This window comes from Ruegeria sp. YKSF070 (genome assembly GCF_059612725.1).
Genome location: NZ_JBXWRD010000018.1, coordinates 16257 through 41037 on the forward strand (window position 1 = coordinate 16257; position 24781 = coordinate 41037).

Annotated in this window: 13 protein-coding genes; 5 read left to right on the forward strand and 8 right to left on the reverse strand. The window is 66.9% G+C overall.

What is annotated here, in order from left to right; genetic code table 11:
* Nucleotides 1–28 precede the first annotated feature (28 nt).
* The 5 genes from AC2FL1_RS11450 to AC2FL1_RS11470 form a co-directional block, all read right to left on the reverse strand.
* The gene (locus tag AC2FL1_RS11450) at nt 29–700 is read right to left on the reverse strand and encodes a 4'-phosphopantetheinyl transferase family protein (RefSeq protein ID WP_496877006.1); all 672 of its coding nucleotides are present in this window, start codon (nt 698–700) and stop codon (nt 29–31) included.
* On the reverse strand, nt 697–5301 hold the full coding sequence (locus AC2FL1_RS11455; protein WP_496877007.1) for a MupA/Atu3671 family FMN-dependent luciferase-like monooxygenase: 4605 nt from the start codon (nt 5299–5301) through the stop codon (nt 697–699). The genes AC2FL1_RS11450 and AC2FL1_RS11455 overlap by 4 nt, the downstream gene beginning before the upstream one ends.
* Complete coding sequence (locus tag AC2FL1_RS11460; RefSeq protein WP_496877008.1) at nt 5298–6305, reverse strand: glycosyltransferase family 2 protein; 1008 nt, start codon at nt 6303–6305, stop codon at nt 5298–5300. The genes AC2FL1_RS11455 and AC2FL1_RS11460 overlap by 4 nt, the downstream gene beginning before the upstream one ends.
* A gap of 4 nt (nt 6306–6309) precedes the next feature.
* Nucleotides 6310–12735 carry a type I polyketide synthase gene (locus AC2FL1_RS11465; RefSeq protein WP_496877009.1) on the reverse strand — a complete coding sequence of 2142 codons (6426 nt, stop codon included), beginning with the start codon at nt 12733–12735 and terminating at the stop codon, nt 6310–6312.
* A gap of 257 nt (nt 12736–12992) precedes the next feature.
* Nucleotides 12993–14453, reverse strand: a complete 1461-nt coding sequence (locus tag AC2FL1_RS11470) for a hypothetical protein (RefSeq protein WP_496877010.1) — start codon at nt 14451–14453, stop codon at nt 12993–12995.
* Nucleotides 14454–14632: 179 nt separating this feature from the next.
* On the opposite strand from AC2FL1_RS11470, the gene AC2FL1_RS11475 reads away from it, so the two are divergent.
* A complete protein-coding gene (locus tag AC2FL1_RS11475) occupies nt 14633–15385 on the forward strand; it encodes a WecB/TagA/CpsF family glycosyltransferase (protein WP_496877011.1) in 753 nt (250 codons plus the stop codon).
* Between the two features lie 2 nt (nt 15386–15387).
* Here AC2FL1_RS11475 and AC2FL1_RS11480 read toward each other — a convergent pair whose 3' ends face one another.
* From AC2FL1_RS11480 to AC2FL1_RS11490, 3 genes are read right to left on the reverse strand one after another with little or no spacing between them, the layout of a single operon-like run.
* Nucleotides 15388–17487, reverse strand: coding sequence for an NAD-dependent epimerase/dehydratase family protein (locus AC2FL1_RS11480; RefSeq protein ID WP_496877012.1), 2100 nt, complete (start codon nt 17485–17487; stop codon nt 15388–15390).
* Nucleotides 17488–17494: 7 nt separating this feature from the next.
* Nucleotides 17495–18460, reverse strand: a complete 966-nt coding sequence (locus tag AC2FL1_RS11485) for a glycosyltransferase family 2 protein (protein ID WP_496877013.1) — start codon at nt 18458–18460, stop codon at nt 17495–17497.
* Entirely contained in the window at nt 18457–19536 is a 1080-nt protein-coding gene (locus AC2FL1_RS11490) for a glycosyltransferase family 4 protein (RefSeq protein WP_496877014.1), read from the reverse strand. Before AC2FL1_RS11490 ends, AC2FL1_RS11485 begins: the two co-directional genes overlap by 4 nt.
* Before the next feature lie 215 nt (nt 19537–19751).
* Between AC2FL1_RS11490 and xylB the strand changes: the two genes are divergently transcribed.
* From xylB to AC2FL1_RS11510, 4 genes are read left to right on the forward strand one after another with little or no spacing between them, the layout of a single operon-like run.
* Entirely contained in the window at nt 19752–21200 is a 1449-nt protein-coding gene (gene xylB, locus AC2FL1_RS11495) for a xylulokinase (protein WP_496877015.1), read from the forward strand.
* A complete protein-coding gene (xylA, locus tag AC2FL1_RS11500) occupies nt 21197–22501 on the forward strand; it encodes a xylose isomerase (protein ID WP_496877016.1) in 1305 nt (434 codons plus the stop codon). Before xylB ends, xylA begins: the two co-directional genes overlap by 4 nt.
* Nucleotides 22494–23459: an aldose epimerase family protein gene (locus AC2FL1_RS11505; RefSeq protein WP_496877017.1), complete on the forward strand. Its 966-nt coding sequence runs from the start codon at nt 22494–22496 to the stop codon at nt 23457–23459. Before xylA ends, AC2FL1_RS11505 begins: the two co-directional genes overlap by 8 nt.
* Nucleotides 23456–24754 (forward strand): cytochrome-c peroxidase, encoded by a 1299-nt coding sequence (locus AC2FL1_RS11510; protein ID WP_496877018.1) that lies wholly within the window; start codon nt 23456–23458, stop codon nt 24752–24754. Before AC2FL1_RS11505 ends, AC2FL1_RS11510 begins: the two co-directional genes overlap by 4 nt.
* Nucleotides 24755–24781 lie beyond the last annotated feature (27 nt).

Sequence of the window (24781 nt, forward strand, 5' to 3'; positions counted from 1 at the left end):
GGCTTTCTAGCGTAACCTCATTCGGATTTCACGCGGCAACGGCCAGTACTGTGATAATCAGCCCGCCCCCGCGCGCAAAACGCCCGTGCAGTGTTTCACCCCTGGAAAAGGGCGGTACATCGGTCTGAAAGGTGGCGGCAAAGCTCTGGCTCACGGGATCGGGCCTGACCGCGATGGCGTCGAACCCGATCAGGGCGCGGCTCAGCCGGTATTGCGCCTTGTAGGCGCTTTCCTTGGCCGAGAAGATCAGCTTGGCCCAGTGCCCGGCCATGTCCTGCCTGGCCAGCCAGTCGCGTTCGGCGGGGGTGCACACGGTTTCCAACAGGTATGTGTCCAGTGGCGTGTCGGGCTCCATGTCCAGCCCGAGGAGGCGAATCTCGCCCTCCCATGCGGTGGCGGCCAGACAGGCGCTGTCGGTATGGGTGATGCTGCCCACCAGCCCCGGCGGCCAGACCGGCGCCCGGTCGTTTCCCATAGGGATCGCTAAAGCCGGGGCGCCCAGTTCGCGCAGCGAGAGGCGGGCGGCGGCGCGCCCGGCGGCAAACTCGCGCTGCCGCTTGGCGGTGGCGCGGGACAGGGCGGCCAGTTCTTCCGGATAGGCCTGGTGCGGCCCGGCGGGGTCGGTCGCGGCCAGCGCCACGCGCGTATCCAGCAGCGGCGCCGCCAGCATCAGCGCGCTGGAGGCCGCCGGCCCTGTCACCGTACCCGTTCCTGTCGGCTGGCCCGCATCGCCCGCCGCCGCGACATCGTGCTGGCGCGTTCCTCGCTGTCGACGGTTGGCGGTGTCGGCGCGTCCGGGATGCTGCCTTGTGACAGATGCGCGGCCAGCCCGCCCAGCGTGGGAAAGCGGAAGATGTCGGTGATCGGAAGGTTCGGCACGTTCAGCGCCGCGCGGATCTCGCGATGGGCCTGCACCGCCAGCAGGGAATGCCCGCCAAGGGTAAAGAAGTTGTCATCGGCCCGGATATCACCGACGCCCAGGATGCGCGACCAGATCGCGGCGATCTGCGCCTCGGCGCCGCTGGCGGGTTCCGAGGGGGCGCTGGGCGCGGCGCGCTGCTGCACCGGTTCGGGCAGGGCCTTGCGGTCGATCTTCTTGTTGGGCGTCAGCGGAAACGCGTCGAGCGTCACGATATGGGCGGGCACCATCACCTCGGTCAGGCGCGCGGCCAGATGTGCGCGCAGGGCTGCATCCGAGACCGGCCCGCCGGTGGTGACATAGCCCACCAGCCTTGTGTCGCCGCCGATGTCGCGGGCGATCACCACCGCGCCGGTGACACCGGGATAAGAGGCCATTGCCGCCTCGATCTCGCCCAGTTCGATCCGCTGGCCGCGGATCTTGACCTGATGGTCACTGCGCCCCAGGAAATCGAGCTGCCCGTCGGCCCGCCAACGCACCAGATCGCCGGTGCGATACATCTGCGGTGCGGCGGTCACGGTCAGACCGGCCTCGGCGGCAAAGGGATCGCGCGGGAACCGCTCGGCCGTCAGTTCGGGGCGCTGCCAATAACCGCGTGTTACCCCTTCGCCGCCGATATGCAGCTCTCCGGGCACGCCGATGGGGCAGGGTTGCCCGCTGCTGTCCAGCACATAGACGGTGGTGTTGGCGATGGGCTGGCCGATATCGACCGTGCCCTCGACCCGGGGTGGCACCAGCGCGCAGGTGGACCAGATGGTCGTCTCGGTCGGCCCGTACATGTTGAGGATACGGGCGCCAGTCGCCTCGCGCAGATCCTCGACCAGGTCGCCCGGCAACGCCTCGCCGCCCAGCAGCAGGTGTTTGACCCGGCCAAGCGCCATGCGCGCCTCGTCGTTCATGGCGATCATCCGCGCCATCGAGGGCGTGCATTGCATATGCGTCACCTCATGGCGCACGATCTGGGCCGCGAGCGAGAAATCATCCTCGGCCAGCGCGCTGGGCGCGCGGACCCGCCTCAAAACCTCGGCCAGTGGTTTCAGCCCCTCCAGCACCACGGCGGGGTCGATGCCATAGTCGATGAGGCAGGCAACCTCGTCGACGCCGATGCGCTTGAGCTGTTCGACGCGGGCCACCGCATCGTTGATGGTGCCGAACAGGCCTGAGTCCTCGAAATACCGCTCGAAGGCGAAATCAAGGATCGCCTCCAACTCGTCGCCGCTCAGCACCCCTAGGTCCATTTCAAAGGCGTTGGTCACCCCTTTGGGTTTCTTGAACGCGGGGAAGGCCCAGGCATATTGCTTGATCAGTCCGGCGGCCGAGCGCAGGTAATCCTTCATCGGCTCGCGCGCGATGCGCGCGGCCTCTTCGCGGGTATCGGCCAGATAGGTGTGCAGCATCAGCGTCACCTTGAAACCGGCCGGGTCATGGCCCGCCTCGCGCAGGGCGGCGTGATAGATGCGGATCTTGTCGGCCACCTCGTCGATGCTCTGGCCCAGAAGGTGGGTCAACACGTTGGCGCCGATGGACCCAGCCTCGCGCCAGGTCTCCGGGTTGCCCGCCGTGGTGACCCAGAGCGGCAGTTCCTTGGACACCGGGCGCGGCTGGGTGACGACCGAGTGCATGGTGCCATCGGCCTTGGGGAACTCCACCGCTTCGCCGCGCCAGAGCTTGCGCAGGGTCTCGATGGTCTCGAACATGGCGGGCTTGTTGCGCGGCGGCGTGTTTTCCGGGCGCAGGATGAAATCGTCAGGCTGCCAGCCCGAAGCTATGCCAAGTGCCGCGCGCCCGCCGGTCAGGTTGTCGATCACCGCCCATTCTTCGGCGATGCGTGCGGGATGGTGCAGCGGCGCCACGCAGGAGCCCGCGCGCACGCTCAGGTTCTTTGTCACCGCAGCCACCGCCGCGCCGGTCACCGAGGGGTTCGGATAGGGGCCGCCAAAGGCGTGGAAGTGGCGTTCCGGCGTCCAGACCGCGTTGAACCCGTGCGCATCGGCGAATTTCGCGCCTTCGAGCAGCAGTTCGTATTTCTTCGGCCCCGGCCCGTCGTCATTGCCCCAATACATCAAGTTGAAGTCGATCGGCCGGTCACTGACCGCGATTGGGCCTTTCGACACTTCGGCGCGGTTCTCGTCGGAACTCAGCACCACCTTGAAGCCGCGCGCCAGCGTCCAGAACAGCTCCAGAACCGAGATGTCAAAGCTCAGCGAGGTGACCGCCAGCCAGACGCCGCCATTGACATGATCGATACGGTCGTCCATCCCGGCAAAGAAATTGGCCACATTGCGGTGCTCGACGATCACCCCCTTGGGTGTGCCGGTCGAGCCCGAGGTATAGATCACATAGGCCAGATCGTCGGCGCTGGCACCGCCATCGACATTCTCGGGCTGTCTGGCATTTGCCAGCGGGCCAAGGTCGAGGATCTGCGCCTGCGTGTCGGGCAGGCTTTGTGCGCGGGCGCCATTGGTCACGATGATCGCGGCGCGGCTGTCGCTAACGTAGTGCGCGATACGGTCGGCCGGATAGGCGGGGTCGAGCGGCACATAGGCGCCGCCCGCCTTGAGCGCGGCCAGCGCCGCAATCAACAACTCGGGGCCGCGGTCGAGATAGATGCCGATATGGCTGCCCGGACCGGCGCCCATTTCACACAGGCGGGCGGCCACCGCATTGGCGCGGGCATTGAGTGCTGCGTAGCTGAGCGTTTGCCCCTCAAAGACCAGCGCCGGGGCCTCGGGTGTGCGGGCGGCCTGATCCTCGAAAGCATGGTGTATGGTCAGCGTCCGGTCGTAATCGCGGGCGCTGCGGTTCCAGTCGCTGATCATGGTCGAGCGTTCCGACGCCGGCAGAACCGGCAACGCGGAGACGGTATCGGTGTCGCGCGCGCGGCCCATCGCATGCATCGCGGTTTCCAGCCGCCGGGCCAGGATCTCGGTCTGGCGCGGGTCGAGCCGCGCGGCATCGGCAAAAAGCGTGGCATGCCCCCGGTCCAGCGCCACGGTTAGTACCGCCCCCGGAACCGGCCCGGCGCCATCCAGCGCCAGCGCCACTTGTGGTATGGTCCGGTGGGAAATGCGCGGGTCGCGCAGCATCAGGTCGGCGGGGGGCGCGCCCTTGGCGCGGGCGGCTTGGGCCGTCTGTTCGACCCAGCCTATCAGGTCGGCGCGGGTTGAGGTCAGCGCCGCCTGCAAAGGCACCCAACCGCTGACATAGCCGTTTGCGGCGGCCTGCTGCATGGCGCCGATGGTCAAGGCCAGATCGCCATAGTCCTCGCCGCTGCTCCGCAAGGCCCAGACGACGACCGAGGCCATCAGAGCGGCTTCGCCCAGACCGTGTGGAACCGCAAGACGGTGCGGCGCCGGCGTGCCGGCCATGTCACCGCTGGCCAGCGGCACAGGCAACGGTCGCATCGCCGCGAGAGGCAGGCGCCAATGCCGTTCGGCGGGTAGCGCGGCGGCAAGCGCATGGTCGAGCGCAGCGCTCTCGGTGGCAGAAAGCGCGGGCAGGCGTTGCCCCTCGGGCGTCAGCGCGGTCAGATCGACCGGCGCGCCATCCAGCGGGCGCAATCCGCTCAGCACCAGATCGCCCTCGCCACAGGCAATGGTCAGGCGGTCGGCACTGGTGGACAGAACCGTGCCCGGCAGCGCGCCCGAGCGGCCTTCGGCAAGGGCATGACCAACAGCCAGCACCCGCCCGCCGGCCACGATCTTGGCGCAGGTCAGCGGGTTGGCATAATCACCGAAGTCAAGCGCCCGGACCATCGCGGCGAGCGTGGCAGCGGGTTTGGTGAAGTCCAGCCGCCCGGCGGCGGCAGGCCGGGCGTCGCGCCCGAAATAGCTGCGTTGGCTCAGATCCTGCGCCTGCCGTTCGAGCCCCTGCTCCAGCTGGTCGGCCACCCGTGCGAAACTGTCCAGCGCCGCGCCATAGCACTTGGAGTTCAGCGAGAACGCGGTGTCATCCTCGGTGATGTCGAACATCTGTTGCGCCAGGATGTCGCCCTCGTCGATGCCGCCTTCGATCAGATGCCAGGTCACGCCATAGCGGGTTTCACCAGCCATCAGCGCCCAGGCCGGAGTGTTCAGCCCGGCATAGTGCGGCAGCGGTCCGTCGTGAAAGTTGACCGCCCCCCGACGCGGCAGGGTCAGCACCGCCTGCGGGATTACCCGCAGGTTGGCGATGGAAAGCAGCCAGTCGAACCCGGCGCCCGCCAGATGCGGCTCCAGTTCCGAGATCTCGCGCATATGGGCGAGGCCCTTGCCCCGCGCCCAGGTGGCGATTTCGGCATCGGTGGAAACGACGGCGGCGATGCGGTGCCCGCGCTCGAGCAGCATCTCGCTGCATCCGATCAACAGGGATTCGTTTCCGATCACGACATGGGTCAGGCTCATCTGCTGTCCTCCGGAATGGCGGCAATTGGGGTGGGGGCGGTACTTGACCGGCCCAGCGCGGCGCGCAACGCATGGCTGACCAGATCGGTCAGGAAACGGTCGGGGTCGGCCTGCGGCTTGGCCTGCACCAGACGGCGCAGGCGCCAGATGGCGGCACCGGTCACAAGCGCTAGCGTGGCACCGGCGGTATAGGCTCGCCCATGGGTCTTGAGGTAATAGTGAAGCCGGGAATCGAACCAGTATTGTGGGGTTCGGTTCCAGCTTTTCATGCCGGTGCTGGCCGAGCCGATATGCACCACACCCACGTCAGGCAGGTAATGCGTGCTCCAGCCCTCGGCCTGGGCACGGCGGCAAAGGTCGGTTTCCTCGAAATAAAGAAAGAATCGCTCGTCGAACCCACCGGTCGCCGCGATCACCTCGCGCCGGATCATCAGGCTGGCGCCCGAGGCCCAGTCGACCCTTGTGCGCCGCGCGGGCAGGGGGGGCGCGATGATATGGTCGCGCAGCAGGCGGCTCAGCGGGCCGGTCCGGGCGGCCGCCTCGAACTCGCCCGCGGCGGTGGGAAAGCGAAAGGCCGTACGGTGCGGATCGTCGTCGATGCCGCGCACGGCGCTGGCGGCCAGACCGGCATCGGGGGTTTCCAGCAGGAAATCGCGCAGGCCCCGGATGCAACCCGGATCGGGCCAGGCGTCCGAATTCAAGAGGTAATAGAAATCGGGTGCGGCCCCGTTCGAAAGACCCGCGTTCATGCCCACGTTCATCCCCGCGCCAAAGCCGCCATTGCGCCCGCTTTGCACCAGCCGCAGCTTGCCGCTGGCCAGCCAGCCATAGTCGGTGGCGGCGTTGGAAAGCTTCTCGAACGAGCCATCGCCCGAGGCATTGTCGACCACCACGATCTCGCCGGGCAGATCCTGCATCTCGCGCATGGCGGCTTCGCAGGCGCTGATCGTCAGGTCGGGCGTGCGGTAGTTCAGGATGACGGTCAAGACGGTTGCGCTGGTCATGGGATCACTCCGCCGCATGCGGCAGGGCGCAGGGGCTGTCGATGGCGTTGAGCTGGCCGCGCAGATGCTCGGCCAGGACCGAGACATTGGGCACCAGCACCATGCTGTCATGGTCACCGGGCACCTCGATCACCTCGAGTTCGGCGATCCAGCGGCCCCAGTCGTTGTCGGGGTAGACATAGTGACGTTCATGGTTGACCCAGTTGCCGCCCGACACCTGCCAGAGCCGTTCCAGCGGCGGCCGGAACAGCACCGTCGCACCCTCCCATGGCCGTAGCGCATAGCCCGCAGCAGAGCGCAGGAAGGCCGCCTCGATCCGCGTGTTGTTGAAGGCACCGGCGCCGCCGTCCTGAACCGGACCGCGTCTACGCTGCACTTCCCAGGCAAAACGCGCCTTGACCCAATCGACCAAGTAACGCGGGCCGCGCTGGCGGAATTGTTGCAGCTTGATCAAGGCCTTGTCGCGGGGGCCAAGGGGTGGGCGCTGCGGCAGCGGGGTGTCGAGCAGTACGAGCAACGCCACCTCTTCGCCCGCGTCGCGCAGCTGTTGCGCGATCTCATAGGCGATTATGCCGCCGCCCGAGAAACCGCCCAGCAGATAGGGGCCGTGCGGCTGTACCTGACGCATCTCGGCGATATAGTCGCGCGCCGCCTCGGGGATGGTTTCATGCGGCGCGGCATCGCCCACCAGCCCACGCGCTTGCAGGCCATAGACGGTCCGGTCGCGACCCAGCATCAGCGCCAGGTGCCGCAGGTTGAGGACATTGCCGAACATGCCGGCCACCACGAAGAACGGGCTAGAATGGCCACCCGCCGCCTGATGCAGCGGCACCACGTGGGTCAGTTCGGGCGCGGCGGCTTCGGCGGATTCCGGGGTGTCGCCTGCGCTGCTGCGGCCCAGCCGTGCGTCGATCCGCTCGGCAATGGCGGCGACACTGGGCGCCTCGAACAGCAGCGAGATCGGGAACTCCACCGCAAAGGCGCGGTTGATCTGGGCAAAAAGGCGCACCGCTATCAGAGAATGGCCGCCAAGGTCAAAGAAACTGTCCTGGGTGCCGACCTTGCTGACCCCCAGCAAGGTCTCGAAGAACCCGGCCAAAGTCTTTTCCGTCTCGCTCGCAGGGGCCACGTAATCGGTGTCCAGCTCGGGCCGGTCAAAGCTCTGCCCGGTTTCCGCCGGGGCGGCGACCTGATCGGCCTCGGCGATCAGCCGCGGCAGGTCAAGCGAACTGACCACCAGTTGCGGCAGGCCGGTGCCCAATGCGCGCACCAGCGCCTCGGCGCCTTCCTCTGCGCGGATGCCCTGGGCGATGTTGTGGTGCAGGCGCTGTTCCTCGGGCGAGAGCTGCGTTGATTTCCGTGCGGGCTCCAGCCCCAGCGCGGCGGCATCCGCATCGGCGCGTTCGGGATCGCTGAGGTCGATGGTGCCCGAGGTGCGCTGCATCTGGAACCCTTCGATCTCGACCAGCACGGCGCCCGTGGCATCGCTCAGGGTGATGTCGAAGGAGGCATGCCCCGCCACTGCGGCCTGATCGGGCGTCAGGCGCATCCAGCTGCGAATCTCGGCAGGCAGCGGCGCAAGGACCCGGATCGCACGGTAGGACACTGGCACCCAGAGCGCCGTGTCATCATAACCAGCGGCCAGTTCGATGGCCCAGCCGGTGGCCAGATCGAGCAAGCCGGGATGCATCCGGTAGCCTTTGTCGAGATCGCCGCGATAGGCCTCGGGCAGGGCAAGCCGGGCCAGCCCCTCATCCGTGCCGCGCGCAGTGGCGCGCAGCACCTGCCAGCGCGGGCCGAATTGCAGGTGCCGTTCCTGCGGGCTGTGCAGCACCACGTCGGGCGCGGCGCTCTGTGCCTCGGGGCAGCGCGCAGCGATGGCAGCCAGGTCGAGCGGTTCGACCTGTGCTTCGGGCGCGGGCACTAGCCGGGCCTGCGCGTTCTGGGCATAGCCGCCGCCGGGCAGGGCGCTCCAGACGGAAAAGGCAACGCCGTCCGGCGCGTCTTCCAGCCGGACTACCACCTCGCGCGGGGTGCCGTTCACCCTGAGCGGGCGGAAGAAATAGAGATCGCGGATGTCATAGGGATAAGTGATGCCCTGGGCGTGCAGCGCCTGGGCGGCCAGTTCCAGATAGCCGGTGCCGGGCAAGAGCGCGGTGCCATCGGCGGTGCGGTGTTCGTCGAACACCCAATCCTCGGCGCTCAGCCGCGAGACGAACAGGCGGTTGCCCGCCTCGTCAAACCCGGCCTCGTGCAACAGCGGCAACCCGGTCGGGCTGCGGGCGGTGTCGTGACCGGTGCCCAGCCGCGCGGCGCGGGCATCGGCGGCCATGCCGACATCGGCCCAGACCCCCCAGTTGACCGCGACCACCCGGGTTGCGCCGCCCTGCCGGCTGTCGGCAAAGGCGTTGAGATATTCGTTGGCAGCCACGTAATCGACCTGCCCCGCCGGGCGGCTGGCGGTCGAGGACGAGGCACAAAGCACCATCAGCTCTAGCACCCCGTCGGGGAACAGCTCGTCCAGCACCCTCAGCCCGGTCATCTTGGGCGACAGGACCCGGTGCAGATCGGCCTCGGTCTTGGCCAGTGCGGGGCCGTCGGCGATATGGCCGGCGGCATGTATCACGCCGGTGAGCGCGCCGAACCGGTCCTCGGCCAGGCTCAGCGCGCGGCGCATCTGGTCGATATTCGCCACATCGGCGGCAATCGCCATGACCTCGCCGCGCTCCAGCGCCTCCAGCTCGGCCAGGGCGCGCAGGCGGCGACTGGTGCGATCGGCGGGGCTGTGCCCGGCCAGCCAGGCGGCGCGGTCGGCGGGCAGCGGATCACGCCCCAGCAGGATCACGTTGGCGCCGTGGTGGTCCATCAGGTGGCGGGCCAGCGTCAGGCCGATACCGCCGAAACCGCCGGTGATCAGATAAGTGCCACCATCGCGGAACGCAGGTCCTGCGTCAGTCAGCGGCGCCGGGCGATAACTGCGGCCAAACCGCTTACCATTGCGCCGGGCAGCGATCGAGTTGCCGGGTTCGGCCAGCAGCTCTTCGAGTACCGTCGGGGTCAGGTCCTCGTCCTGTTCGGGCGTCGAGCCGCGCAGCCGCGCGAAAAGCGGCGGGCGCAGACGGGCGGGCAGTTCGATATCGACGGTCGCACAGGTCAGTCCCGGCATTTCATGCGGCAGCACTCCGATCGGCCCGGCGATGCTTGCCTTTTCGGGATAGACCAGCCCCTCGTCGCGCAGCCGCGCCGCGCCCGAGGTGAAGGCGGTGATATGTAGCGGTCCGGGTAGGTCCACCTGCCCCAGCGCCTGCGCCAGCCAGGTCAGCCCAAAGAAACCGTGTTCCATGTTGCGGTCATGAAAGCTCGACCCGGGGCGAAAGCGCTCCGCCTCGGTCACCAGCCAGAAATGTCCGATCCGGTCGGGCAGCCGCTGCTGCTCGGCCAGATCACGTAGCAGCAGGTCATAGCCCATCCGCCCCTGTTCGGGCGCGAGCGTATAGCTGCCATCGGTTAGGCGGGCATAGCTGTCGCCCGAACGCACGCGGGTCACGTGATGCCCGACACCCTCCAGCCTTTGCGCGGCTTCCTCGGCCAGCCCGGTCTCGTCCATGAAGAACAGCCAGTTGCGCGGCGCGGCCTCGGCCAACTCGGTAGCCGTGTCGATATCGCAATCGGCCAGACGCGGACGCCAGACCGGGCGCCAGCCCCATTGGGTCAGGTCGTCTCTGCGCGCAGGCAGGGCGCGCGGCGCCTCGGCCTGCCGTGTCCCGGGCTCGATGAAGTAGCGGCTGCGCTGAAAGGCATAGGTCGGCAAGGGCAGGCGGCGGCGGTGCGCCTCGCCCCAGATCTGGGGCCAGTCGGCTTCGACCCCGCAGGCCCAGAGTCGCCCGATCACGCCCAGGAAATAGGCATCATCGGCTATCTCCTGATCGGGGTGGCGCAACGAGCTCAGCACCTGGCCCGGGGTCACGCCCGGGCACATCTGTGCCAGCGAACTCAACGCCTTGCCCGGCCCCACCTCGAGGAAGACCCGGTCGCGGCCCTGCGACAGCGCGTCGATGCAATCGGCGAAATGCACCGTGTTGCGCAGCTGCGCGACCCAGTAGTCGGGGCTGGTGGCCTGAGCCTCGGTCAGCACCGCGCCGGTGCGGTTCGACTGGATCGGGATTTGCGGCGCGCTCAGGGTGAGACTGTGCAGGAAATCGCCGTAGTCCTTCAGGATCGGCTCCAGCATTCGCGAATGCGCGGCAATGTCGATCTGGATGCGCTGATACTCGACCTCGCGGGCCTTCAGCACTGAGGCCAGCCGGTCCAGAGCCGCCTGCGGGCCGCTGACGGCGGTCAGGCGGGGGGCATTCACGCTGGCAATGTCCAGATCTTCGCCGATCAGCGCCTGTACCTCGTCCAGCGGCAGCGAGATCGACAGCATGCCGCCCGGCGCCACGGTGTCAAACAGCCGTCCGCGCAGCAGCACCAAGTCGATGCAATCCTCGAACCCGATCACACCGGCCAGACAGGCGGCGGTATTCTCGCCCATGGAATGGCCGACCAGGGCTGCGGGCCGCACGCCCCAGCTGAGCCAGAGCTGCGCCAGCGCATATTCCACGATCATGATCAGCGGCAGCTGCACCGAGGGCTGTTGCAGCCGGGCGTCTGCCTCGGCCGTGTCCCCCTCGGGCAGCCAGATGGCGCGGATATCGTAATCGAGGCTCTTTTGCAGATGCTCCAGCCCCCGGTCGATCCATTCGGCAAAGACCGGCTCGACCTCGTAGAGATCGCGCGCCATACCCGCATATTGCGCCCCGCCACCGGGGAACATGAACACCACATCGGCCCCGGCCCCCAGCGCGTCATGGGTGAACACCCGGCGCGGATCGCCCTGTTCCAGCAGGTCGGCGGCCTCTTCGGCGGTTTCGACCACCAGCACGCGGCGTTTCTCGAACCCGCGACGGCCCTCTTTCAGCGTATAGGCCACATCGGCCAGATTGACGTCCGGATTGGCGCGCAGCCAGCCGGCCAACGCCTTGGCATTGCCATCAAGTGCGGCGCGCGAGCGTGCCGACAGGCACAGGATCTGGAACGGAAACTCGCTTTCGTCCGATGCGGCGCGCTCGGGCGCCTCCTCCAGGATGACATGGGCGTTGGTGCCGCCCACGCCCAGGCTGTTCACCGCGCCCCGGCGTGGCCCCTTGTGCGGGGTCCAGTCGGTCAGCCGGTCGTTGACGCGGAACGGGCTGGTCTCGAAATCAATCGCCGGGTTCGGCGCCTCATATCCCAGCGAAGGCGGGATCTGTTTGTGATGCAACGCCAGCGCGGTCTTGGCAAAGCCCGCAACCCCGGCTGCGGTGTCGAGATGGCCGATATTGGTCTTGACCGAGCCGATCTTGCAAAATCCGCTCTCGGCGGTCTGTTCGCGATAGGCCTGGGTCAGGGCCGAGACCTCGATCGGGTCGCCCAGATAGGTGCCGGTCCCGTGGCATTCGATGTAATCAATGGTCTCGGCTGGCACATCCGCCGCCTGCAGCGCGGCGCTGATTGCCTGCGCCTGGCCGCCGACCGAGGGCGCCAGATATCCGGCCTTGTCGGCGCCGTCATTGTTGATGGCGCTGCCCTTGATCACCGCCCAGATATGGTCGCCATCGGCCAGCGCGTCCTTGAGCCGGCGCAGCGCCACCACTCCCGCGCCCGAGCCGAACACCGTGCCCTGCGCCCGGTGGTCGAAGGCATGGCAATGACCATCGGGGCTGAGGATCTCGTTTTCCTTGTAAAGATACCCGCGCCCCTGCGGCAGTTCGATGGTGGACCCACCCGCCAGCGCCATGTCGCATTCGCCCTCGCGCAGCGCCTTGCAGGCATAGTGGATCGCGACCAGCGAGGTGGAACAGGCGGTCTGGATGTTGATGCTTGGCCCGTGCAGGTCGAACACATGGCTGACGCGGGTGGACAGGAAATCCTTGTCGTTGCCGGTATGACGCAACAGGAACATGCCCACATCGTCGACCAGGCCGGGGTTCGAGCAGATGTTGAAATAGAAATAGCTGCCCATGCCGCAGCCGGCATAGACGCCGATGGGCCCGGCGATGGTCTCGGGCGGGTGGCCTGCATCCTCCATCGCCTCCCAGGCGGTTTCCAGGAATTGCCGGTGCTGGGGGTCGAGGATGGCCGCCTCTTTTGGCGAGAAGCCAAAGAAATCGGCGTCGAAGCGGTCGAACCCGTCCAGCGGCGCCGCCGCGCGCACATAATTCGGATCAGCCAGCCGGTCGGGGCGCTCGCCCGCCTCCAGCAGCGCCGCGTCATCAAGGACGCGGATCGATTCGACCCCGGCTTTCAGATTCTGCCAGAATTCCGCCGCCGACTGGGCGCCGGGGACATGGACGGACATGCCGACTATGGCGATGTCATCCTGTTCGAACTTTACTTCACGCGTTGCCATGGCCAGACCAAACGATCCCGTTCGTTCACATCAGCCCGCCTACCCGCACCCAATCTAGAGAGCGCCGCAGGGGGCGGAAAGTCTCGAATTTTATCAATCTTATCCGTACCGCGCATAACCACCTGTATTCGTGACACAAAGTTTAACGGGTTTGGAATATGTTCGCTCCAAGTTTTGGAACAAACTCAGTTCTTTCTGAATTTTGTGGCCTGAATGGGGACAATTGGTGGTTATTTCAGGCGGCTCTGGGGCGGAGCTCACAGGACGGGACGGGTTTCGTCGCTTGGAACATGCCGGCCAAGGACGGGTGCGCGGGCCTGCGAGTCGCGTTTGGGTTCGGTCACCGGGCGCCGCAGACGCTCGACATAGCCCAGGACCGCCCCGGCGCAAAGCCAGGTAAAGGGCGTCAGCGTGTCGTTCAGCAGCATGTCGGTCATCGTGGCGGCCAGGATCAGGGCCAGCGGGGCGGCGAAATCCGAGATCTCGGACGATTTCATTTTGCGAGATTGCCATGTCATCATGGCGATCGGCGCCGCCAAAAGGCCCATTTTTGCAATATAGCCAAGCCAGCCAAAGGTGCCGAAAGCGATGATCCACGCGCCGTCCGGGATGGTGATGATCAATCCGGTCTCGTCATCCAGAACCAGGTTGCGGTTCCAGCCCCCCCAGCCGAACCAGGGTTTCAGATGGGCCCGGTCCAGCAATTGCTCCTCGTTGGTGAAGCGGAATTCCAGAGATTGCGCGCGTTCAGTGCTGATCGCGGCAGCGCGTTCCAGAATGGCATCCAGCGGGATGATCCCGATATTGCGCAATGCCGGATAGGCGATGGCCAGCGCCGCGATACCCAGCGCGATGCGCAGCACCGCCTTGCGCCGCAGGAACAGCACCACCGGCGTCAGCGCGATGCCATAGCCAAGTGCGGCCAGGCTCTTGCAGGCGTTGAGCACGAGCAGCATGTAGATCAGCGCTCCGGCCCAGCGCTCGCGCATCTTGGTGCGGCTGTGCCGGGTCAGGGCGGCCACAGACAGCACCGCTGTGGTCATGAAGAAGGCCAGCCACAACCCGTGCGGCATGAACACGATCGGTCGAAAGCCGCCCTCGCGGATCATCTGATTAAAATCGTGCTGGAAGAACCCGTAGATGTAGATGTTCAGCACCGGGGCGAACAGGATTTCAAAGATCGAGGGCAGTGAATAGGCCAGGCCCGCCACCGCCATGGCCAGCACCAGATTGCGTAAACCCGCCTCATCCGCCAGATGCGCCCGCCCCAGAAAGAAGGGCAGCAGGATGATCAACTGGCTCAGGATGATCGACAACAGGTCGCGCAGGCCCATTCCGGGCACGTAATTGGTAAAGAAGCGGATCGGCTCGGCCTGCATCGCCATTTCAAAGATCAGCGGCTCGCGATTGGTCAGCACTGTGGGCACCGCGCACAGGACAAAGCTGAACAGCAGTACCCGCACCGGCCAACTGTCGGGGATCAGCGGCACCCGCTTGCGCGCCACAAAGAGGCAGGCAAGGAAGGTGCTGACAGCGGCAATGGAATCCTTGTTCATCGACGGGACCAGCGGCAGGTCGAACTCGGCCACCGGCGGCAGGATCAGATAGGCCCCCAGGATGCCCCAGATGATGGCACGTTGCAGCGGCAGGCGCGTGAACAGGAACGCGCAGGCAATCGGCCACAGCATCAGCATCAGATAGGCGACGGGATTGGGCATCGGCTCCTGCCTTGTGGGTCGCATGTGGATGGGAAGCCTATCAGGGCTCGGCCCGCTTGTCCCGGGGGTAGCGCGCGAATGCGGCGATCCGGTGGCAGGATCGGATCGCTTTCGCAGCAGGGGCTGGCCTGAGGACGCGTCGGCGGCTAATCAAGGCGGGGGCAGTCGGAGGCGGGTCGATGGAATTCAGTTTTGGCGAGGACAAGGTGACGGTCAACATGCCGACCCGCGACGCCCTGATGGGCGAGGTGGGGCGCCGGTTTCGCGTGGGCGAGGGGTTTGCGCTGGCGACGATCAACCTCGATCATCTGGTCAAGCTTGGCAGCGACCCTGTCTTTGCCCGCGCCTATGCCGGGCAGGATCTGGTGGTGGCCGATGGCCGGCCCATCGTGGAGCTGGCGCGGTTGGCGCAGCGCCCGGTCGAACTGATGCCTGGCTCGGACCTGGTGCGCCCGCTTTGCGCGCTGGCCGCAGCCGAGCGGGTGCCGGTGGCCTTGGTCGGCAGTTCGGATGTGGCGCTGGCCGATGCCAAGCGCGTGCTCGAGGCCGAGACGCCGGGGCTGGAAATCACCTGGACCCATGCCCCCGAATACGGGTTCGACCCCGAGGGTGCGGCGGCCGAGACGATCTTGATGGAACTGGCCACGCGGCGTATCGGCCTGTGTTTCCTTGCGCTGGGCGCGCCCCGGCAAGAGCGGCTGGCGCTGCGCGGGCGGGCCTTGGCGCCCGGGGTGGGCTTTGCCTCGGTCGGGGCGGGGCTTGATTTTCTGGGTGGTCACCAACGCCGGGCGCCGCTGTGGATGCGGAAACTGGCGCTGGAATGGTTGTGGCGGATGTTGACCGATCCGCTGCGCCTTGCGCCGCGCTACGCGCGTTGCGCGGCGATTCTGCCCGGCCACATGGTGCGGGCGCTGCGGTTGCGCGGGCGCTAGGCTCAGAACCCCAGCAGCCCGGCCTCGTCCACAGCACCTGTCAGGAAAGCGTCGGCATCGCTGACCGGTTGCCAGCCCAGCGCGGCTTGCGCGCCCGAGATGTCGAACCGGCTTTGATGCGCGCGCGACAGCCAGTCGGCGCGAGAGGGGCGGGTCAGCCCGCTGCGCCCCAGAACCCGGGTCTTGAGCTGGAACTTGACCCAGTCGGTGGCATACATCAGCGACAGGTTGCCGCCGCTCACCCGGATACGGGCGCCCAGCCGGTCATGGATGGCGTCGAAATAGTCACGCGCGCTCAGGATCGGCGGGCCGACCAAGTTGAAGGCGCGGCCTTCGATCCCCTCTGCCTCGGCGCAGCGGATCAGCCCGTCGACGCAATCGCCGATCAGGACAAAGGGCAGCGGGTTGCGCCCGTTGCCCCACAGCCGTACCGCCCCGGCGCCGTGCCAGCGGCCGATCCCCCAATGTTGCAGCGGCCCGCCCGCACCCAGCACGATACCGGGCCGCGCGATCACCAGCGGCAGGGCGCTCTTGCGGTGCAGCGCCAAAAGGCGGCGTTCGCATTCGGCCTTGGAGCGGGCGTAGAGGTTGCGGTCCTCCATCTCGCCCGGCAGCGGTGTGGCATCGGTGATCGTCACCGCCGGATCGGACATGTCGAAACTGGCGATGGTGCCGGTATAGACCAACCGCCGCACCCCTGCCGACAGCGCCGCCTTGCCGATGCCCTCGGCCACGGCAACGTCGTTTTGCAGGCAATCCTCCCAACTGCTGTCGGTGGAACGCGCAAGGTTGTAGACCGTGTCGATCCCCACCATCGCTTGGGTCAGCGCGTCTGTGTCGTGCAGCGATAGCGAGACCGTCTCGACCTGATCGGGCAGATCGGCAAAGGGTCCCTGCCGCCCGCGCGAGATCACCCGCACATCGTTGCCGCGCGCCACCAGTTCGCGGGTCAGCGCCCGGCCGATGAAGCCGGTGCCACCGATCACCATCGCGATGGGCGCCGGTTTGCGGCTGGGTTTGGCGGGCACCGGCGTGGGCCAGTCCACCTTGGCCAGCACCGCATCAAGTGCTGTCATCACCGCCACGGCGGAACTGCCCGACCAGCGCGGATCGGCGGGGGCATTTCGCGCTACCGGCTCCCAGATGCCTTGGGCGAGGCCACGAAAGCTGAGCGCGTAAGGCGATTTGCGGTTGAACGAGGTCAGTTGCCGGGCCGCGTTGGTGCTGCCCTGAAACAGGTGCTGACGGGCAAGCGATAGCTGGCGCAGCAGCGGGTTGGCCACCAGATCGGCGGTATTCTCGGCGTCGATGACCAGCGTGTCGGCGGCCAGGTCCAGCCGCGCCCGAGCCGAGGAACCGCGGATCGTCACCGAGCGGTCATCGGCGGTTTCGACCAGCGACAGGATCAGCACCATCTCGACCTCGCCCGCCCGTGCCAGGATGCGCCAGCCCTGCGGCCGGGTGCCCGCGCCGGGCAGCGCCACAGGTTTGGACAGCGCCACATGTTCGATCTCGGGCAGGCCGAACAGGTCGATTACCAGGCTCATCAGATGCGGGCCGAACTCCAGCATCAGGTTGCGGGTATCGCGCAGCGGCCAGATGCCGAACGGTCCCGCCCTGAGCGGTCCGAACGGATAGCACCAGCGGATCTCGGCGCCCGAGACGCGGCCCAGTGCGCCGCGCCGGATCTCGCGTTTCAGACGTGTGTACGAAGGCAGGCCAAGGAAGTTGTGACCGGCGTGAAAGCGGCGGTTCGCGGCGTGCGCGGCATCCTCGATCTCTTGCGTCTGGGCAGCGTTCAGCGCCACCGGTTTCTCGACCAGAACATGCAGGCCCGCGCGCAGGCATTGCAGCGCCAAGGGGTGATGCAGGTCGGGCGGGGTCAGGATATGCACCCCGTCGCACAGGCCCGCCCCGATCAGATCGTCCAGATCGCCAAAGGCACGCGCGCCATGGGCGGCGGCCAGCCCCTCGGCCAGGGCCATGTTGGGGTCGCAGATGGCTGTCAGTTCGACACCCGGCACCGCGCACAGGGCATCCGCGTGCCAGGCGGCGATATAGCCGGCGCCGATCAGTCCGATGCGAAGGGGGGGCGTGGTCATGACGGTCTCACTGATACTCGATGATCCGCGGGCGGCGGCGCGCAAGATGCGTCAGCCAGTATTTGCCCATGCCGATCAGGTTGGGGAATTTCGACAGGGTCAACAGCAGCGCCTGTTTGCGGGCCTCGGTGGCGGGCATCCCCTCGGCGCGCAGGCTCTTGGCGCTGCGCAGCCACGACAGGGCATAGAGCAGCGCCACCAGCACCGGCACCGCCGGGCTCTGCGTGGCCCCGAGCAGTGCGATCAGTGGCAGCACAAGGCCCCAGGCCAGCACCCGGCGTTGTTCGGTGCGAAAATGGCCCGGATGGCGCAGGCCAACTTGTGCAAAACCATGGCCTGCACGAACGGCGCGTCGCCACCATTGTGCAAAACGAGTCATGGCAGCGTCATGCCGCGTCATCTCCAGCGGCAGGCGTTCCAGCTGCCAGCCGGCGCGCGCCAGCCTGAGGCAGAAATCGTCATCCTCGGCGGCGATCACCGTGGGGTCGAAGCCGCCCGCCTGCGCAAAGGCCTCGGCCCGGACCATCATGTCGCCACCGCAAGCCACGATCGGCCCAGCTGGACGGCGCCATTCATGGTCGCAGATGCGGTTGTAAAGGCTCGCCTCGGGCGCGATTTCCGAGCGCCAGCCGGTGACAAGGCCCAGCGTGTCGTCCTGGCTCAACCGTGCTTCTGCGGCGGCGAGCCAGCCGGGCACCAGCGCGCAATCGCCGTCGATGAACTGTACAAAGGGGGCCGGGTCCGTTGCCTGTGCGGCCTCGAACCCCGCATTGCGGGCGCGGGCGGCGCTGAAGGGGATGGACATGTCCAGTTCCACCACCAACGCGCCTGCGGCCCGGGCGGCGGCGACGCTGCCATCGGTCGAGCCCGAGTCCACATAGATCAGGCGGCGCGCCTGACCGCGCGCAGCGCGCAGGGCGCGGATCAGCCGGTCGCCCTCGTTCCGGCCGATGAGAACCAGATCGACACTCATGACAGGCCCTCGCCGCTCAGCACCGCTTCCAGCAGGTCGCAGGCATGGTCCCAGCTTTGCCCTTGCGCGATCTTGTGATTGCGTGCGGACATGGCGCGCCATTCGCCATCGGGCAGCGACAGGATATCTGCGGCGCCCTCGGCCAAGGCACTCGCATCCCCCACATCGGCCAGATAGCCGGTCACCCCCGGCTCGATCAGGTCCTCGGCGGCGCCTACGCGGGTCGAGACCAGCGGCGTCCGGCAGGCCATCGCCTCGAGCAGCGGCAGAAAGAACCCCTCGGCGGTGCTGGCGCAAAGGAACACATCACAGGCGGCATAGATGTCGCGGATCCGCTCCTGCGCGGGGCGCAGGTGATAGTCGGTTCCGGGGGGCAAGGGCATATCCGGCGTCACCGGTTCGGCGCCAAAGGCCACCACATGCAGGTCGGGGAAGCGTTGCCGCAGCAGGGCAATGGCGGTCAGCGCGGTGTCCGACCCCTTGATCGGGTGCGGGCTGTAGAGAAACCCGACCGTGGGGCGGGTGGCCTTGCCCCGTTCGGGCGCGTGAAACTGCGTCAGGTCAATGCCATTGGGCACAAGCCGCGCGTCGCTGCGGCCATAAGTTTGGCGCAGAATGCCGTCCAGCCAGTTCGAGATCACAATGGGGGTCAGCGGCAGGTAATAGGTTGCACGCGACACTTGCCAGGGCAGGAAGTCATGCACTTCGTGGTGCTGGATCAGGTAGAACTTGCGTCCCTTTTCGGGCGGCATCGCGGCGGCGGCAAAGGAGGTCTCCCACCAGGTCGCCACGATGACATCCGCATCGGGGATTTCATCCGGGTCGACATGGAAATCGGCCCGCGCGGTTTCGATCACCGGCAGGTCCAGAATGTCGAGATGGCCGGGTGGCTCTGGCGGGTTGGGGGTCTGTCCGCGCAACAGCGCGCGCAGTTTCTGCCGGCGGCTGGGCGGGGTCCTGGCCGGAGTGACGATGGTCACCTCATGTCCGCGCGCTTGCAGCATGCGGGCATAGATCGCGATCACGCGCAGGCCGCCCGAAAGGTTCGAGCGTGGGCTGAGAAACGTGATGCGCACCGGGTATGCTCTCCTTGGTCTGATCCGCGCAGGTGGCCCTGTCCTAGCATGGGTGCGGGCAGGGGTATGGCAAAATCTCTCTTTGCGCCTCGATATCGTTGCCGGGGTACGGTTTTGCGACGCGACTGTGACCAATCCGGGGCAAGGTGGCATTCTTTTTAATTTGACACCAAAATTAAATCGCGCAAAGCTCTGGCAACAGCTGGGGAGGCGACATGTTCATAGGGCTCGATCTGGGCACATCGGGGGTGCGCGCGGTACTGGTGCGACCGGATGGCAGCGTGCTGGATAGTGCCGAGGCCGGATTGCACGCCAGCCATCCGCATCCGGGTTTTAGCGAGCAAGTGCCCGCCGACTGGATCGCGGCGGCGCGCTCGGCGCTTGTCTCGCTGGCGCAGCGCCACCCGCTGGCGATGGAACGTGTGGTGGGCCTTGGCCTGTCCGGGCAGATGCATGGCGCGGTACTGCTGGATGAGGCGGGCGCGGTGATCCGACCCGCCATCCTGTGGAACGACAGTCGCAGCTTTGCCGAGGCGGCGGAACTGGATGGGATGGCGGGGGTGCGGAACCTGTCGGGCAATATCGTCTTTCCCGGCTTCACCGCGCCCAAACTGATTTGGCTCGCCCGGCATGAGCCGCAGTCTTTCGACCGCGTAGCCAAGGTGCTGCTGCCCAAGGATTATTTGGCCTATTGGCTGACAGGCGAAATCGGCACCGAGATGTCCGATGCCGCCGGTGCCGCCTGGCTGGATGTGGGCGCGCGAGACTGGTCCGACCGGTTGCTCGAGGCGGGTGGCATGCGCCGCGACCAGATGCCGGACTTGCGCGAGGGGACCGGGATTGTGGGGCCTGTACGCCCTGATCTCGCCGCAGATCTGGGCCTGCCTGATGGGGTGCAGGTCGTGGCAGGGGGCGCCGACAATGCGGCCGCCGCCTGCGGCGTGGGCGCATTGGCCGAGGGTGACGGATTTGTCTCGCTGGGCACTTCGGGCGTGCTTCTGGCGGCGCGAAACGGGTTTTACCCGGACCCGGCCAGCGCGGTGCATACCTTCTGTCACGCGGTGCCGGGGCGCTGGTACCAGATGGGCGTGATCCTGGCCGCGACCGACAGCCTGAACTGGCTGGCGCGGATTACCGGCGCCGAGCCCGCGACCCTGACGGCCGAGCTGGGCACGCTGGGTGCGCCCGGTCCAGTGCGGTTTCTGCCGTATCTTTCCGGCGAACGGACGCCGCATAACGATGCCGCCGTACGCGGCGCCTTTTTGCATCTCGACATTGCGCAGGACCGAACCGACCTGACCCGCGCCGTGGTCGAAGGCGTGAGTTTCGCCCTGCGCGACAGTCTCGACGCCCTGCGCGCCACCGGCGCCGATCTGCCGCGCCTTCTGGCGATCGGCGGCGGCACCCGCTCCCGCTACTGGCTGGAACTCTTGGCCACCGTGCTGGGCCTGCCGCTCGACCTGCCCGAACAGGGCGATTTCGGTGCAGCCCTTGGCGCCGCGCGGCTGGCCATCTGCGGCGTCACCGGGGCCGATCCGGCGCAGGTAATGACCCGCCCACCCATTGCCGAAACCATCGACCCGCGCGCCGACTTGCTGGAAGCCTATGAACAGGCCCATGCCGATTTCGCCGCCACTTACCCCAAGCTGAAAGCCCTGCCATGACCGAGTTCTTCGCCGATATCGCCCCCGTCCGTCATGAGGGACCGGACAGCGCCAACCCGCTGGCCTTTCGCCACTATGACCCCGACGAAATGGTCATGGGCAAGCGGATGGAGGATCACCTGCGCTTTGCCGTGGCCTATTGGCATTCCTTCGCTTGGGAGGGGGGCGATCCGTTTGGCGGCCAGACCCTGATCCGGCCCTGGCAGCCGCAGGACGACATGACCCGCGCCAAGGTCAAGGCCGATGCCGCGTTCGAGATGTTCGATATCCTGGGCGTGCCCTATTTCTGCTGGCACGATGCCGATATCCGCCCCGAAGCCGCGACATTCGCCGAGTCCTTGAAGAATTTCGAGGAAATCATCGACTATTTCCTTGCGAAAATGGAAAGCCGCAAGACCCGCCTGCTGTGGGGCACCGCCAACATGTTCAGCCACCGTCGCTGGATGGCGGGCGCCTCGACAAACCCCGACCCGGACGTCTTCGCCTATGCCGCAGCGACCGTCAAAACCTGTTTGGACGCCACCCACCGGATGGGCGGTCAGAACTATGTCCTCTGGGGCGGACGCGAGGGGTATGAGACGCTGCTCAATACCGATATGGGGCGCGAGCTGGACCATATGGGCCGATTCCTGAGCATGGTGGTGGATTACAAGCACAAGATCGGGTTCAAGGGCGCGATCCTGGTCGAGCCGAAACCGCAGGAGCCGTCGAAACACCAGTACGATTTCGACGCCGCCACCTGCATCGGCTTCCTGCGCAAATACGGGCTGGAGGGTGAGGTAAAGCTGAACCTGGAACAGGGCCATGCCATCCTCGCCGGGCATTCGTTCGAACATGAAATCGCGGTGGCCGCGTCCGAGGGCATGCTGGGCTCCATCGACATGAACCGCAACGATTACCAGTCGGGCTGGGATACCGATCAGTTCCCCAACAACATGCCCGAGGTGGCGCTGTGTTATTACCACATCCTGCGGGCGGGCGGGTTCACCACCGGCGGCACCAATTTCGACGCCAAGCTTCGTCGGCAGTCGCTGGATGCAACCGACCTGATCGCGGCCCATGTGGGAGGCATGGACATCTGCGCGCGCGGGCTGAAGGCTGCGGCCGCGATGATCGAGGATGGCGGGCTGGAGGCCGCGCTGCGCGACCGCTATGCCGGGTGGGACAGCGACCATGGTCAGGGCATCCTGGAGAGCGATCTGGACAGTCTTTTTGCCCGCGTGCTGGCGGGCGAGATCGACCCGCAACCGCGCTCGGGCCGGCAGGAGATGCTGGAAAACCACGTGAACCGCTTTGTCTGACCGGGGCGGTATCCGGCGGCACGTGCTGGAGGATGGCGACGTTTCGGTCGCGATCCTGAACCGGGGCTGTATCACCCAGGACTGGCAGGTGCCGCTGCGTGGAGCCCGGGTGCCGGTGGTGCTGGGCTATGCCGACCCGGTCGATTACGCCCATAACCCCGCCTGTCTCGGGGTGATTGCGGGCCGGGTGGCCAACCGCATTTCGGGCGCTGGGTTCACGCTGGACGGGCAGCGCTATGACCTGCCCGCCAACGAGGCGCCGAACCATATCCATGGCGGGCCTCAGGGGCTGCATGCGCGCCTGTGGGAGATGGAGGCGGATGGCCCCCGCGCCGTGCGCCTGACACACGTGTCCGAGCATGGCGAGGGCGGATACCCCGGGCGGCTTGACCTGACGGTGACCATCCGTCTGGAGGGGGACGCGCTCATCTATGACATGCATGCTGTCAGCGACCGGCCGACCCTGCTGAACCTGGCGCAGCATTCCTATTACTCGCTGGGGGCCGAGAGTTGTCGCGATTTCCACGTGACCCTGCCCGCCAGCCGCTACACACCGAATGACGCGGCCAAGATCCCGACCGGCGAGGTTGCCCCGGTCATGGGGTGCCCCTTTGACTTCCGCAACGGGCGGCGCATCTCCGAGGCGGACCCGAAGGGACAGGGGTTCGACATGAATTTCGTGCTCGACCGGGGGCAGGCGCGGGTGACGGGCAACGGGCTGGTGCTCAAGGTCGAGACAGACCAGCTCTGCCTGCAACTCTATACCGGCCACTATCTGAGGCCGGAACACAGCCCGCTGCCCGGCCAGATCCATGCGCCCTTTGCGGGCCTCTGCCTGGAACCGCAGGGCTATCCCAACGCGGTGAACACGCCGGGTTTTCCCTGCCCGCTGGTCACCCCCGATCACCCCTACCGCCAGCGCACGACAGTACGCATTTACGCGGAGGACCCGGTATGAGACGGCTGGTTGCGCTGCTGACCATCGCGGCCAGCCCGCTGCTGGCCGATCCGCTGCCGCGCGCCGATGCTGTGTTTGCCGAACCCGGGATGGAGGCGGTCGGGCTGGGGCAGCTTCTGTTCTATGACCCCATCCTCAGCGGCAACCGGACTGTCGCCTGCGCCAGTTGCCACCATCCGCGTTTCGGCACCTCCGATGGGGTGTCGCTGGGCCTGGGCGACGGCGCGGTTGGGATCGGGCCGGACATGCGCCTTGACCCGGATAACCCGCCGGAACAACGCATCCCGCGCAACGCCCCGGCGCTGTTCAACCTCGGCGCCGAAGAGTTCACGCATTTCTTTCACGACGGCCGGCTGGAAAGCGATCCAACCCGCCCCTCGGGCATCCGCACACCGCTGGGCGCGGATATGGAGCAGGGCTTTGCCTCGGCGCTGGCCGCGCAGGCGATGTTCCCGGTGCTCTCGGGGGACGAGATGGCCGGGCATTACTCGGAAAACGACGTGGCCCAGGCGGTGCGGCAAGGCAGGCTCACCGGCCCAGGCGGGGCCTGGGCGATCCTGGCGGCGCGGATCGAGGCGATCCCGGACTACCGCCGCGCCTTCGACGCGGTGATCGGGCCGCGCCCGGTGACATTTGCCGATATTGCCAATGTGATTGCCGATTTCATGGTGTTCGAATGGCGCGCCGATGACAGCCCGTTCGACCGTTTCCTGCGGGGGCAGGGGGGGCTGCCCGAGGCGGCCAGAACGGGCATGGACCTCTTCTATGGCAAGGCGCAATGCGCGACCTGCCATGCGGGCCAGTTCCAGACCGATCACGGGTTTCACGCCATCGCCATGCCGCAGATCGGACCGGGTAAGGCGGCACGGTTCGAGCGCCACAATCGCGATATCGGGCGGATGCGGGTGACGGGTGATCCGGGCGATGCCTATGCCTTTCGCACGCCCTCGCTGCGCAATGTGGCGGCAACCGCGCCCTATGGGCATAGCGGTGCCTATGCCAGCCTGCGGGCGGTGGTCGAGCACCATCTCGACCCGCTGGCCAGCCTTGAGGCCTATGATATCGCCTCGGCGGTATTGCCGGAAGGTGGTTTCGCCAGCGACAAGGCGGTTCTGGATGATCCGGTCGAGATGGCGGCGATTGCCGATGCGAACCGGTTGGAGCCGATCCGGCTGACCGAAGCGGAGGTCGATGCGCTGCTGGCCTTTCTCGATACGCTGACAGATCCGGTTGCGTTGACCGGACGTCTTGGCATTCCGGACACTGTCCCCAGCGGTCTCAAGGTGCCGCGATAGATTTTTCTTCGAAAAATCCATGCCTCC